This is a genomic window from Curtobacterium sp. 22159 (assembly GCF_052045775.1).
In the GTDB taxonomy this organism is placed as follows: Bacteria; Actinomycetota; Actinomycetes; order Actinomycetales; family Microbacteriaceae; genus Curtobacterium.
This window is the reverse complement of the sequence record NZ_JBQEPN010000002.1, coordinates 155423-167784: the sequence shown is the minus strand read 5'-3', so window position 1 is coordinate 167784 and position 12362 is coordinate 155423. Positions and strand designations below refer to the sequence as shown.

Below are 12362 nucleotides of genomic sequence, written 5' to 3'. Positions count from 1 at the left end.
AAACCGTGACCGACCGGCGGGAGACCTCAGCGGCGCCGCGCGCCGGTGGTGAGGTCGGCCGCCCGGTCGGCGACCCCCTGGACGCCGAGGTCGGCGAGGGCACGGACGAACGCGGACCCGATGATCGCGCCGTCCGCGTACTCGAGCACCTCGGCGACCTGGTCGGACGTCGAGATCCCGAGACCCACGCAGGTCCGGGCGACGCCGGCGTCCCGCAGCCGCGAGACCACCGTGCGCGCTGCGGCGTCGACGCCGGCACGCGCTCCGGTGACCCCCATGGTCGAGACGGCGTAGACGAACCCGCGGCTCGCCTCGACGGCCTGCTGCATGCGGGTGTCCGTCGAGGACGGCGCGGCGAGGAACACCCGGTCGAGCCCGGTGCGCTCGGACGCGGCGATCCACGCCGCGCCCTCGTCCGGGATGAGGTCCGGCGTGATGAGCCCTGCGGCCCCGGCGGCCACCAGGTCGTCGGCGAACCGGTCGACGCCGTAGCGGAGCACGGGGTTCCAGTACGTCATCACGAGCACGGGCACGTCGGCCCGCTCGGTGATCTGGTGGACGGCGTCGAACACCTGGGCGACACGGAAGCCGTTCGCCAGGCTCTCCTCCGCCGCACGCTGGATGACCGGGCCGTCCATGACCGGGTCGGAGTAGGGCAGGCCGAGCTCGATGACGTCCACGCCGTTCTCGGCGAGGGCCACCGCTGCGTCGACGCTCGTCTGCACGTCCGGGTAGCCGGCGGGCAGGTAGCCGACGACGGCTCCCGCGCGCTCGGCGTTGGCGGTGTCGATGGTCGTCGCGACCGTCCGGTTCGTGGTCACAGCTGCACCGCGTTCTCGTCGAGGATGCCGAAGTAGCGACTGGCGGACGCGACGTCCTTGTCACCACGGCCGGACAGGGAGACGAGCACGACCCCGTCGGGGCCGAGCTCCTTGCCGAGCTTGATCGCACCGGCGAGGGCGTGGGAGGACTCGATCGCGGGCAGGATCCCCTCCGTCCGGCTCAACAGGCGGAACGCCTCCATCGCCTCGGCGTCGGTGATGGGCTCGTACTTCGCTCGGCCGATCGACGCGAGGTACGCGTGCTCCGGCCCTACGCTCGGGTAGTCGAGTCCGGCGGAGATGCTGTGGCTCTCGATCGTCTGGCCGTCCTCGTCCTGCATGAGGTACGACTTCGTGCCCTGCAGCACGCCTTCGCGACCCAGGGTGATGCTCGCCGCGTGTCGACCGGTCTCGACCCCGTCGCCGCCGGCCTCGAACCCGTGCAGCGCGACGGATTCGTCGTCGAGGAACGCCTCGAAGATCCCCATCGCGTTCGATCCGCCGCCCACGCACGCGGCGACGGCGTCCGGCAGCCGCCCGACGCGGTCGAGGACCTGCTGCCGGGCTTCCTCGCCGATGACCTTGTGGAACTCCCGCACCATCTCGGGGAACGGGTGCGGACCGGCCACCGTGCCGAGGAGGTAGTGGGTCGAGTCCACGTTGGCGACCCAGTCGCGCAGTGCGTCGTTGATGGCGTCCTTGAGGGTGCGCGAACCGGTCTCGACCGGGATCACCTCGGCACCGAGCAGCCGCATCCGCGCGACGTTGAGGGCTTGCCGTTCGGTGTCGACCGCACCCATGTAGACGACGCAGTCCATCCCGAACAGCGCCGCGGCCGTGGCCGTGGCGACGCCGTGCTGGCCGGCACCGGTCTCGGCGATGAGGCGCGTCTTGCCGAGCCGCTTCGCGACGAGGGCCTGCCCGAGCACGTTGTTGATCTTGTGCGACCCGGTGTGGTTGAGGTCCTCGCGCTTGAGGATGATCCGGGCACCGCCGGCGTGCTTGGCGAACCGGGGCACCTCGGTGATGATCGACGGCCGCCCGGTGTAGTCGCGCTGCAACGTGTCGAGTTCTTCGCGGAAGGACGGGTCCGCCCAGGCCTCCCGGAACGCGGTCTCGAGTTCGTCGAGCGCCAGCACGAGCGACTCGGGGACGAAGCGCCCGCCGAAGTCGCCGAAGTACGGGCCGTGCAGGTCACGGAGTGAGGTCACGGTGGGTCTCCCGGGACGGGCCCGGCGGACCGGGCTGGGACGGGCCCGGCGGACCGGGCTGGGGACGGGCGGTGGCGTCGCCGTCAGCCGCGGTCGGCGGCTGCGATGAACGACGCGAGCGTGGCGGCGGGGTCGTCGCCCGTGACGAGCGCTTCGCCCACCAGGACGACGTCCGCACCGGCGGCGCGGTAGTGCGCCACGTCGGCGGGACCGGCGACGGCGGACTCGGCGACGCGCACGACCCCGTCGGGGATGCGGTCCGCCAGGGACCCGAACAGGTCGCGGTCGAGCGAGAAGTCGGTGAGGTCGCGTGCGTTCACGCCGAGGATGCGCGCGCCGGCGTCGAGCCCGCGCGAGACCTCGTCGGCGGAGTGCGCCTCGACCAGGACCCGCATGCCGAGCTCTTCCGCGAGGGCGTGCAGCTCGACCAGCTGCTGCTGCTCGAGGGCCGCGACGATGAGGAGCACGACATCGGCTCCCGACGCGCGCGCCTCGACCACCTGGTACGGGTCGGCGATGAAGTCCTTGCGCAGGACCGGCACCCCGACGCGTGCCTTGACGGCTTCGAGGTCGGCGAGGCTGCCGAGGAACTTGCGCCCCTCGGTCAGCACGCTGATCGTGGCGGCTCCCCCGCGCTCGTACTCCGCAGCCAACGCTGCCGGGTCGGCGATCGGGGCCATCGAACCGCGGGACGGACTGGCGCGCTTCACCTCGGCGATGATCTTCACGCGGTCGGCGGGCGCCAGGAACTCGAGTGCGTCGAGCGGGGACGCCACACGGTCGAGGTCGCGTTCGACGTCCGCGTAGGGCCGGTCGACGCGGCGCGCCGCTGCGTCCTCGAGCGCACCCGCGACGAGGGTCTCGAGAACGTTCGGCATGCGGGACCTACTCGCCGTGGTGCTTGGGGACGAACTTCGGACCGTCGACGCCGTAGCCGGCCTTCTTCATGACGGCACCGACGATGAGTCCGATGAGCACGACCGCTGCGGAGGCCCAGACGCCCCACGGCTTGTCGAACCAGAAGAACAGCGTGCCGGCCGCGAATCCGATCAGCATGATCACGACGGCGGTCCAGGCTGCCGGCGAGTGGCCCTCGCCGAGTTCTGCGGGCTCAGTGTTGCTCACGGTGCTCCTCGTTCTGCTCCGGCGCCGTCGTTCGACCGACGCCCGTTCGATCCTACCGTGTCGTCCACGGCTGTTCCGGCGCCCGCGCCGTCGGTCGGGTCGGCGCCGACGGCCGGTTCCGCGCCGGCGGTCGGGTCCACCCCTGCGCTGAGGTCGTCCCAGTCCACGACGGCGTCGCGCTCGACCGGCGCGGCGGCACGGGCGTCGGCCGCGGCACCCGCGGTGGCGGCCCCGTACTTGCGGCTCGGACCGGGCCACGAGCGCTGCACGACCAGGACGACCACGCCGAGCAGCACGGCGAGCACGCCACCGGCGATGCCGACGGCCGGCCACGCCGTGACGTCGACGTGCGACACGACCCGGCGCACCGCCGTCAGGTCGCTCACGCCGGCGACCTTGCCGACGGCGCCCTTCGCTGCGGCGACGGGGTCGCGCAGCGCGGCGATGCCGGTCCACGCGACGCCGAGGCCGAGCAGGATCTCGACCGCGGCGAGCACGACACGCACGACGCGTCCGGCGATCGTCATCGCCAGGAACAGCGCGAGGCTCGCGATCGCCAGGGCGGTGTACTGAGGCACCGCTGCGGCACCGTCGGCGTCCACCTTCGCCGCGACGGCAGCGCCCGCGTGGAGGTGGACCGTGAACCAGGTCTGCGTCCACGAGAGCATGATGACGCCGGCGACGGCGAGCCCGGCGACGACGACGAGCGGACGGGAGCGTCGGGCGTTCACGAGCGCACCTCGCGCATCCGGTTCGCGGTCGCCACGGCACGCAGGGGCGCGGCCGCCTTGTTCACGGCCTCGACATGCTCGGTCTGCGGGTCGGAGTCCGCCACGAGTCCGGCACCGGCCTGTACCCGGGCGACCCCGTCCTTGATGAGGGCGGTCCGGATCGCGATCGCGAGGTCGGCGTCCCCGGCGAAGTCGAAGTAGCCGACGACCCCGGCGTACGCACCGCGCTTCGCGGGTTCGAGCTCGTCGATGATCTCGAGCGCGCGCGGCTTCGGAGCGCCGGAGAGCGTGCCGGCCGGGAAGGTCGCCCGGAACACGTCGATCGCCGACGCGTCGGAACGGACCGAGCCCTCGACGCTCGACACGAGGTGCATGATGTGGCTGAAGCGCTCGACCGTCATGAACTCCGTCACGGCGACGGTGCCCGGCTCGCACACCTTCTGCAGGTCGTTGCGCGCGAGGTCGACGAGCATGAGGTGCTCCGCGCGTTCCTTCGGGTCCTCGAGGAGGTCCTCGCCGAAGCGCACGTCCTCCTCCGGGGTGGCCCCCCGCGGGCGCGACCCGGCGATCGGGTGCGTGATCGCCCGGCCGGCCTGGACCTTCACGAGGGCCTCGGGCGAGGCGCCGACGATCCAGAAGCGCTCGTCCGCGGTGTCCGCCAGGGACAGGAAGTACATGTACGGGCTCGGGTTGAGCGTGCGCAGCACCCGGTAGACGTCGAGCGGGTCGGCCGTCACCTCGTGGTCGAAGCGCTGCGAGATCACGACCTGGAAGACGTCGCCGTCGCGGATGAAGTCCTTCGACCGCTCGACCGCGGCCCGGTACTGCTCCGGCGTCGAACGGTGCGTCGGGGTCGGCTCGGCGATCTCGAACGCCTCGGCCACCGTCGCGATGCTCGGGGCGACGAGGTCGCCCTGCATCCGGTCGAGCCGGGCCTGCGCGTCGGACCAGAGCGCGTCGGCGTCGTCGGTGCCGTCGTTGAGCACGCTCGCGACGAGCAGGACGAGGCCGGTGCGGTGGTCGAGGGCCGCGAGCTCGGACACGAAGGCGAGCGCCTGGCCCGGGATGTCGAAGTCGGCAGGCGGCACGTTCGGCAGGTGCTCGAGCTGGCGGACGGCTTCCCACCCGATGAACCCGACGGTGCCGCCGACGAGGGGCGGCGTCCCCGGGACGCGGGGCGTGGCCCAGCGCTCGTGCAGCCGCGCGAGCACCTCGAGCGGCTCGCCGTCGAGCGAGCCGACGGCGCGCAAGGCCGGGATGCCGGTGTCGATCCACGCCGCCCGGTCGCCGTCCTGGGTGAGCACGCCGAAGCTGCGGACGCCGACGAACGACCAGCGCGACCAGAGGCCGCCCTGGCCCGCCGACTCGAGCAGGAACGAGCCGGGTCGGCCGTCCGCGAGCTTCCGGTAGACGCCGACCGGGGTCTCGCTGTCCGCGTAGAGCGCCCGCACCACGGGCACGACACGGTGGTCGGTGAGGAGCGCGTCGAACTCGGGACGGGAGGTCGTGTGCGGCTGGTCGGAGCGGCTCGCGGCGCTCATCGGGTCACCCCGGCCGACGACGGAGCGGACGCCGACGCGGGAGCGGACGCCGTCACCGGCGCGAGCGGGTCGACGTCGAAGCAACGGTGCGCACCCGTGTGGCACGCGGCGCCGACCTGCTCCACGGTCACGAGGAGCGTGTCGGCGTCGCAGTCGAACGCCGCAGCCCGCACGTACTGCGCGTGCCCGGAGGTGTCGCCCTTGCGCCAGTACTCCTGCCGTGAGCGGGACCAGAAGGTCACGCGCCCCTCGGTGAGGGTGCGGCGGAGGGCTTCCCGGTCCATGTAGCCGAGCATGAGGACGTCCTTCGACGATTCCTCCTGCACGATGGCGGGGAGCAGCCCGTCCGCACCGAACCGCGCGCGGTCGAGGACCGCGTCCGTGCTGGTGCTGGTGCTGTCGGTCATGAGGCTCCTAGCCTACGGCGGCGAATCAGCGGACGGCGTGCCCGGCCGCGCCGAGCGCGGCCTTGACGTCGCCGACGGTCATCTCGCCGCGGTGGAAGACGCTCGCGGCGAGGACCGCGTCCGCGCCCGCGTCGACGGCCGGGGCGAAGTGCTCGAGCCGACCCGCGCCTCCTGAGGCGATGACCGGCACCGAGGAGACCGCGCGGACGGCGGCGACGAGCTCGAGGTCGAACCCGTTCTTCGTGCCGTCGGCGTCGATCGAGTTCACCAGCAGCTCCCCCGCGCCGCGCTCGACGGCCTCGCGCGCCCAGCGGACCGCGTCGAGGTCGGACTCGGTGCGGCCGCCGTGCGTCGTCACCACGAACCCGGACGGCATCCGGTCGGACCGCTTGACGTCGAGCGACAGCACGACGGCCTGCGCGCCGAACCGGTCCGCGATCTCGCCGACGAGCTCGGGCCGGGCGATCGCCGCGCTGTTCACGCCGATCTTGTCCGCGCCGCACTGCTGCAGTCGGGACACGTCGTCGACGCTCCGCACGCCGCCGCCGACCGTGAGCGGGATGAACACCTGCTCGGCGGTCCGGGTCACGGTGTCGTACATCGTCGCGCGGTTCTCGACCGTCGCCCCGACGTCGAGGAAGGTGAGCTCGTCGGCGCCCTGTTCGTAGTACCGCGCGGCGAGCTCGACGGGGTCGCCGGCGTCCTGCAGGTCCAGGAAGTTGACACCCTTGACGACACGGCCGCCCGAGACGTCGAGGCACGGGATGACCCGGACGGAGACCCCGGTCACAGTCGTGCGGCGTGGATCGGGCTGACGAGGATGGCGCGCGCGCCGAGGTCGTAGAGCGCGTCCATGATGAGGTTCGCGTCCTCGCGCGGGATCATCACCCGCACCGCCGACCAGTCGCGACCGTGCAGCGGCGAGACGGTCGGCGACTCGATGCCCGAGGCGACGGCCGTGGCCTGCTCGAGCAGTCCGGTCGGGATGTCGTAGTCGAGCATCACGTACCCGCGGGCGACGAGCACGCCCTGCAGCCGGCGGCGGAGGACGTCGATGCCGGGGATCGTCTCGTCGGTCGAGACGAGGACGGCCGTCGACTCGAGGATGACCGGGCCGAAGATCTCGAGTCCTGCGGCACGGAGCGTGCTCCCGGTCGACACGACGTCGGCGACGGCGTCCGCCACCCCGAGCCGCACGGCGCTCTCGACGGCGCCGTCGAGCTTCACGAGGGTGGCCGTGACGCCGTGCTGCGCGAGGAAGTCGCCGACGAGCCCGGGGTAGCTCGTCGCCACCCGCACGCCGTCGAGGTCCTGCAGCGCGGCGAACCGGCCGGGGGCACCGGCGAACCGGAACGTCGAGTCGGCGAAGCCGAGGGCGTCGACCTCGTGCGCGGCCGAACCGGAGTCGAGCAGCAGGTCACGCCCGGTGATGCCGACGTCGAGGGCGCCGGAACCGACGTAGGTCGCGATGTCGCGCGGGCGGAGGAAGAAGAACTCCACCCCGTTGCGTTCGTCGAGGAGGTGGAGCGCCTTGGGGTCGCGGCGACCGGCGTACCCGGCCTCCCGCAGCATCTCGGAGGCGGTCTCGGAGAGCGAGCCCTTGTTGGGCACGGCGATGCGGAGCATCAGGGTCTGCTTTCTGTGGGGGGTCGGTGACGGTCCGTGGGAGCGCGCGGAGCGCGTCCTACAGATGTCGCCAGACGTCCGCCGGGGACAGCCCCTTCGCGACCATGAGCACCTGCAGGTGGTAGATCAGCTGCGAGATCTCCTCTGAGGTGCGCTCGTCACCCTCGTACTCGGCCGCCATCCAGACCTCGGCGGCTTCCTCCACGATCTTCTTCCCGATCTGGTGCACGCCGGCGTCCAGTTCGGCGACGGTGCCGGAGCCCTCGGGGCGCGTGCGCGCCTTCTCGGTGAGCTCCTGGAACAGGTCGTCGAACGTCTTCACGCGGACCAGGCTACCGTCCTCGGCGATCGGAGCCGACGTACCGTCCGGACGGGAGGCGCGGCTCGGCTCCGCGACGCGTGAAGGCTCCCCGTTCACGCGCGAGCCGCTGCGGCGGCGGCTTCGCGGAGGTCCGCGATCCGCGCCGCCGGCTCCCCGCCGTAGACGGCCGAGCCAGCGACGAGCGTGTCCGCCCCGCTCCGCACCGCCTCCGGCACGGTGTCCACCGCGATGCCGCCGTCGACCTCGAGCCAGACGTCGAGCCCGGAGGCGTCGACGGCCGCGCGGGCGTCGGCGAGCTTGGGCATGACCGACGGCATGAACGCCTGGCCCCCGAACCCGGGCTCGACGGTCATGAGCAGGATCATGTCGTAGGCGTCGAGGTGGTGCAGCACCTGCGTGACGGGCGTGCCGGGCTTCACCGCGACGGCGGCGCGGGCACCGTTCGACCGGATGGCCGCGGCGGTCGCCACCGGGTCCTCGGCGGCCTCGAAGTGGAAGGTCACGCTCGACGCGCCCGTCTCGGCGTACTTCGGCGCCTCGGTGTCGGCGTCCGTGATCATGAGGTGGACGTCGAGCGGGACCGGCGACACCTGCTGGAGGCGCTGCACGATCGGCAGCCCGAGGGTGAGGTTCGGCACGAAGTGGTTGTCCATCACGTCGACGTGCACCAGGTCGGCGGTCTCGATGCGGTGCAGCTCGCGCTCGAGGTTCGCGAAGTCGGCGGACAGGATGCTCGGCGAGATGCGGATCGTCACGCGTCCAACCCTACCGGCGGCGTGCTCGGCGGACCGTCGTCAGGACGCCGTGACGGCACGCGCGCGCAGCTCGGACCCGAGCATCGTCTCGGTGGCCGCGTCGACCAGCCGGTACCCCTCGGCGCGGTCGATCCGTCCGGACGCGACCAGGGCGGCGATGCCCTGCATGGTGGCGGCGAACAGCAGCTTGAAGAGGGTGCGGGAATCGGGTTCGCCGGTGCTCGGACCCATCGCCCCGTCGAGCACCGTGAACAGGGTGACCGAGGCATCGGTCAGGTCCGGGTGCTGACCGCTGGTCTTCGTCTGGAACATGAGGTCCATGAGCGCCGCGTCGTCGATCGCGAAGTCGACGTACGCCCGGGCGACCCGCCGGAACCGGTCGTGCAGGTCGGCCTGCCCCGTGAGCGCCCGGCGCACGGCGGCGGTGAGGCGTTCGAAGCCGCGCACGGCCAACGCGTCCAGCAGCGCCTGACGATCGACGAAGTGACTGCGGGGGGCGCCGTGGCTGACACCTGCGCGGCGTGCGAGGTCCCGGAGGGAGAGCCCGTCGACCCCGGACTCCCGCACGACGGCGACGGCCTCGTCGAGCAGGACGGACCGCAGGTTCCCGTGGTGGAAGGGCCGATCGGTCATGGAGTCATCCTAAACCCGAACTAGGCATTGACTACTTTCTAGACAATGCCTAGATTGACCGACATGAGCGAACAGCAGCGTCTCCTCGTCCTCGGTGCCACCGGACAGACCGGTCAGCACTTCACCCGACTCGCCCTCGACGCCGGCCACGCGGTCCGTGCCCTCGCCCGCACGCCGGAGAAGCTGCGGGCGCGCCACGACGACCTCGAGGTCGTGCGGGGCTCGATCACCGACGATCCCGACCTCGACGCGCTGCTCGACGGCGTCGACGGGGTCGTCGCGATGCTCGGCGACGTCGCCGCGCAGCAGGAGCGCGCCGTGAACACGGAGTTCGTCCGCGCGCTCGTGCCGGCGATGCGGCGGAGCGGGACGCAGCGGTTCCTCTACCAGGCAGGCGGGCTGAGTGCCGGGCCGGGGAAGCGGCTCGCACCGCCGCTCTGGGTCGTCCGTCGCACGATCGCCCGGAGCTACGACGGGCAGCACCGCGACAACGAGGCCGTGATGCGGTACCTCGACCAGGAAGCGCGGGACATCTCGTGGGTGGTGCACCGCGCCGGTATCGGCTCGGACGGACCGTCGCGGGGCGAGTTGCGACGGTCGGAGCACTGGATCAGCATCGGGACCTTCGTCGACTGCGCGGCGTACAACCTGCGCGCCCTGTTCGACGAGACCGCCGTCCACACGTGCGACGGCAGCGCCTACCGCCGCTGACGATCAGCCGACGCGTCGGAACAGCGCGATGAACATCGCGTCCGTGCCGATCCGGTGCGGCCAGAGCTGGACCGTGTCGCCGTCCGCCACCCGCGGGTCACGGGCCGCGATCGCACGGACGACCGACGCCGTGTCGACCTGCGCGAGGACGTCGCCGTGCCGGGCCATGAGCGCGTCGACCTGCCCGCGCGTCTCGGCGAGGTGCGGCGAACACGTCACGTAGGCCAGGGTGCCGCCGGGCGCGAGCACCCGCACCGCCGCGTCGAGGAGTTCGGACTGGAGCGCCGCGAGCTCCGGCACGTCCTCCGGCTGCTTCCGCCACCGGGCCTCCGGTCGGCGACGCAGTGCCCCGAGCCCCGTGCAGGGCGCATCGAGCAGGACGCGGTCGAAGGCCACCCCGGTGCCGTCGCGGCCGAACCGCCGCCCGTCGCCCTCGACCACCGTGACGCCGTCGCCGAACCCGGCGAGGGCCTTCCGCACGAGCCCCGCACGTGCCGGCACGAGCTCGTTCGCCACGAGCACCGCTCCGCCCTGAGCGGCTTCTGCCGCGAGCAGCGCCGCCTTGCCACCGGGTCCGGCGCAGAGGTCGAGCCACCGCTCCCCCGGCCGGACGGCCGAGGACCGGCTCAGCGCGAGGGCCGCCAGCTGCGACCCCTCGTCCTGCACCCGCAGTCGCCCGGCGGCGACACCCGGGACCCGGGCGGGGTCGCCGGCGATGCCGCGGATGCCGACCGGGGAGACGGGCCGGTCCGTCTCCGCACCGCTCGGCGTGTCGCCACGAGCGGGTCGGCCCTCGTCGTCGGCCGCCTCCGGAGCCCCCGCTCCGGCGTCGGGCACGCCGGGGTCGGAGACGTTCGCGCGTGCGGCCTCGACGTCCTCGTCTGAGGCGAGGCCCGGTAACGCCGCGAGCTGCACGCGGGGTGCGACGTTGTCGGCGGCGAGCAGCGCCGCGAGTTCGTCCCTCGACCGCTCCGCCGCGAGGGCGTCCCGCAGCGCACCCACGACCCACGTCGGGTGCGACCAGCGGGTCGCGAGCAGCGCGTCCCCGCCGCGTCCCTCGGTGATGCGGGCGTCCCACTCCTCGTCGGTGCGGGCGCCCACCTTGCGGAGGACCGCGTTGACGAACCCGGTCGCCCGGTGCGCACCGATCTCCCGCGCGAGTTCGACGGTCGCGGACACCGCCGCGTGGGTCGGCGTGCGCATCGCGAGCAACTGGTGCGCCCCGAGCCGCATGACGTCGAGCACGTCCGACTCGATCTGCTCGATCCGACGACCGGACGCCAGGGCGATGATCGCGTCGTAGCGGCCGAGCATCCGGATCGAGCCGTAGGTCAGCTCGGTGGCGAACGCGGCGTCACGCGCGGAGAGTCCTGCCCGCCGGATGCGGGTCGGCAGGAGCAGGTTCGCGTAGGCGTCGTCGACCTGCACGGCGCGCAGGACGTCGAAGGCGACGCGGCGCGCACTCGTCCGACGCGGCCCGCGGTCGCGGCGCTGACCTGTGTCGGCGGCGTTCACGCGAGCACCTTCCCGTCGAGCGGGCCGAGGCCGCGGGCCCAGGAGGCCGCGTCCATCGCCTTCTTGCCGGCGGGTTGCACCTCGGTGAGCACCAGCGGCGCGTCGCCGGTCCCGACGAGCAGCCGGCCGCCCTGCACGGTGAGCGCACCGGGGGCGAGCGGCGGGGCGGGGTCCGCCGTCCCTCCAGGCCGCTCGCTGCGGAGCAGCTTGACGCGCGTCTCGCCGAGGTGCGCGTAGGCGCCCGGCTCGGGGGTCACCCCGCGGAGCCGGGCGTGCACGGCCGCCGCGGGCGCCGTGAAGTCGATGCGTCCGTCGTCGATCGTGAGCTTGGGGGCGAGGGTGGGCTCGCCGGACTGCTCCACCGCGACCGCGGTGCCGGCGGCGATCCCGTCGACCACGCGCGCGACGACCTCGGCGCCGGTCTCCGCCATCGCGGCCAGCACCTCGCCGGAGGTCGCCTCCGGGTCGATGTCGAACGGCTCCGAGGCGAAGACCGGTCCGGCGTCGAGCGCCTCGACGAGTCGGAACACGGTGGCGGCGGTCCGGGTGTCACCGGCCATCACCGCCCGCTGGACCGGCGCCGCTCCGCGGTAGGCCGGGAGCTCGGAGAAGTGCAGGTTGACCCAGCCGTGGCGCGGCACGTCGAGGGCGGGACGTCGCAGCAGCGCGCCGTAGGCGACGATCACGCCGAGGTCGACGTCGAGTGCGGCGAGGCGTGCAGTGACCTCGTCGTCCACGCGGGCGGCCTCGATGACGGGGAGGCCGAGCTCCGCGGCGGCCCGCGCGACCGGCGTGGGCGTGAGGACGCGCTTGCGGCCCTGCGGGGTCGCCGGACGGGTGAGCACCGCGACGATCTCGTGGTCGGACGCGGCCAGGCGGCGGAGGGTGGGGACGGCCGCAGCGGGGCTGCCGGCGACGACGAGACGCATGGGTTCGATCCTCCCACGCGTCGGGTGGTGCGGCG

At 73.1% G+C, this 12362-nt stretch carries 15 protein-coding genes; 1 reads left to right on the top strand and 14 read right to left on the bottom strand.

All coding sequences use genetic code 11. The features are described 5' to 3' along the window. Window positions 1–26: 26 nt before the first annotated feature. From trpA to ACTJKO_RS02890, 12 genes are all read right to left on the bottom strand, one after another. Entirely contained in the window at window positions 27–821 is a 795-nt protein-coding gene (gene trpA / locus ACTJKO_RS02945; protein WP_440685503.1) for a tryptophan synthase subunit alpha, read from the bottom strand. After that, window positions 818–2032: a tryptophan synthase subunit beta gene (gene trpB / locus ACTJKO_RS02940; protein WP_440685501.1), complete on the bottom strand. Its 1215-nt coding sequence runs from the start codon at window positions 2030–2032 to the stop codon at window positions 818–820. Before trpB ends, trpA begins: the two co-directional genes overlap by 4 nt. A gap of 83 nt (window positions 2033–2115) precedes the next feature. Next, window positions 2116–2910 (bottom strand): indole-3-glycerol phosphate synthase TrpC, encoded by a 795-nt coding sequence (gene trpC / locus ACTJKO_RS02935; RefSeq protein WP_440685499.1) that lies wholly within the window; start codon window positions 2908–2910, stop codon window positions 2116–2118. A 7-nt stretch (window positions 2911–2917) separates the two neighbouring features. Further along, complete coding sequence (locus tag ACTJKO_RS02930) at window positions 2918–3157, bottom strand: HGxxPAAW family protein (protein WP_440685497.1); 240 nt, start codon at window positions 3155–3157, stop codon at window positions 2918–2920. Beyond that, window positions 3154–3888 carry a Trp biosynthesis-associated membrane protein gene (locus ACTJKO_RS02925; protein ID WP_440685495.1) on the bottom strand — a complete coding sequence of 245 codons (735 nt, stop codon included), beginning with the start codon at window positions 3886–3888 and terminating at the stop codon, window positions 3154–3156. The genes ACTJKO_RS02930 and ACTJKO_RS02925 overlap by 4 nt, the downstream gene beginning before the upstream one ends. Next, window positions 3885–5429, bottom strand: coding sequence for an anthranilate synthase component I (locus tag ACTJKO_RS02920; RefSeq protein WP_440685493.1), 1545 nt, complete (start codon window positions 5427–5429; stop codon window positions 3885–3887). The genes ACTJKO_RS02925 and ACTJKO_RS02920 overlap by 4 nt, the downstream gene beginning before the upstream one ends. After that, window positions 5426–5836, bottom strand: a complete 411-nt coding sequence (hisI, locus tag ACTJKO_RS02915; protein WP_440685491.1) for a phosphoribosyl-AMP cyclohydrolase — start codon at window positions 5834–5836, stop codon at window positions 5426–5428. Before hisI ends, ACTJKO_RS02920 begins: the two co-directional genes overlap by 4 nt. A gap of 25 nt (window positions 5837–5861) precedes the next feature. Continuing rightward, the gene (gene hisF, locus ACTJKO_RS02910) at window positions 5862–6626 is read right to left on the bottom strand and encodes an imidazole glycerol phosphate synthase subunit HisF (protein WP_440685489.1); all 765 of its coding nucleotides are present in this window, start codon (window positions 6624–6626) and stop codon (window positions 5862–5864) included. Further along, entirely contained in the window at window positions 6623–7462 is an 840-nt protein-coding gene (gene hisG, locus ACTJKO_RS02905; protein ID WP_440685487.1) for an ATP phosphoribosyltransferase, read from the bottom strand. Before hisG ends, hisF begins: the two co-directional genes overlap by 4 nt. Before the next feature lie 58 nt (window positions 7463–7520). After that, a complete protein-coding gene (locus ACTJKO_RS02900) occupies window positions 7521–7784 on the bottom strand; it encodes a phosphoribosyl-ATP diphosphatase (protein WP_440685485.1) in 264 nt (87 codons plus the stop codon). Between the two features lie 92 nt (window positions 7785–7876). Next, a complete protein-coding gene (rpe, locus tag ACTJKO_RS02895) occupies window positions 7877–8539 on the bottom strand; it encodes a ribulose-phosphate 3-epimerase (protein WP_440685483.1) in 663 nt (220 codons plus the stop codon). A gap of 39 nt (window positions 8540–8578) precedes the next feature. Further along, complete coding sequence (locus ACTJKO_RS02890) at window positions 8579–9172, bottom strand: TetR/AcrR family transcriptional regulator (RefSeq protein WP_440685481.1); 594 nt, start codon at window positions 9170–9172, stop codon at window positions 8579–8581. 63 nt (window positions 9173–9235) lie between these two features. Here ACTJKO_RS02890 and ACTJKO_RS02885 point away from each other — a divergent pair, with 63 nt between their 5' ends. Beyond that, window positions 9236–9883: an NAD(P)-dependent oxidoreductase gene (locus ACTJKO_RS02885; protein WP_440685479.1), complete on the top strand. Its 648-nt coding sequence runs from the start codon at window positions 9236–9238 to the stop codon at window positions 9881–9883. A gap of 3 nt (window positions 9884–9886) precedes the next feature. Here the strand turns inward: ACTJKO_RS02885 and ACTJKO_RS02880 are convergent, their stop codons facing one another. Together ACTJKO_RS02880 and fmt are read right to left on the bottom strand one after the other, a co-directional pair. Then, on the bottom strand, window positions 9887–11398 hold the full coding sequence (locus ACTJKO_RS02880; protein ID WP_440685477.1) for an RsmB/NOP family class I SAM-dependent RNA methyltransferase: 1512 nt from the start codon (window positions 11396–11398) through the stop codon (window positions 9887–9889). After that, the gene (gene fmt / locus ACTJKO_RS02875; protein ID WP_440685475.1) at window positions 11395–12327 is read right to left on the bottom strand and encodes a methionyl-tRNA formyltransferase; all 933 of its coding nucleotides are present in this window, start codon (window positions 12325–12327) and stop codon (window positions 11395–11397) included. Before fmt ends, ACTJKO_RS02880 begins: the two co-directional genes overlap by 4 nt. Window positions 12328–12362: the final 35 nt, after the last annotated feature.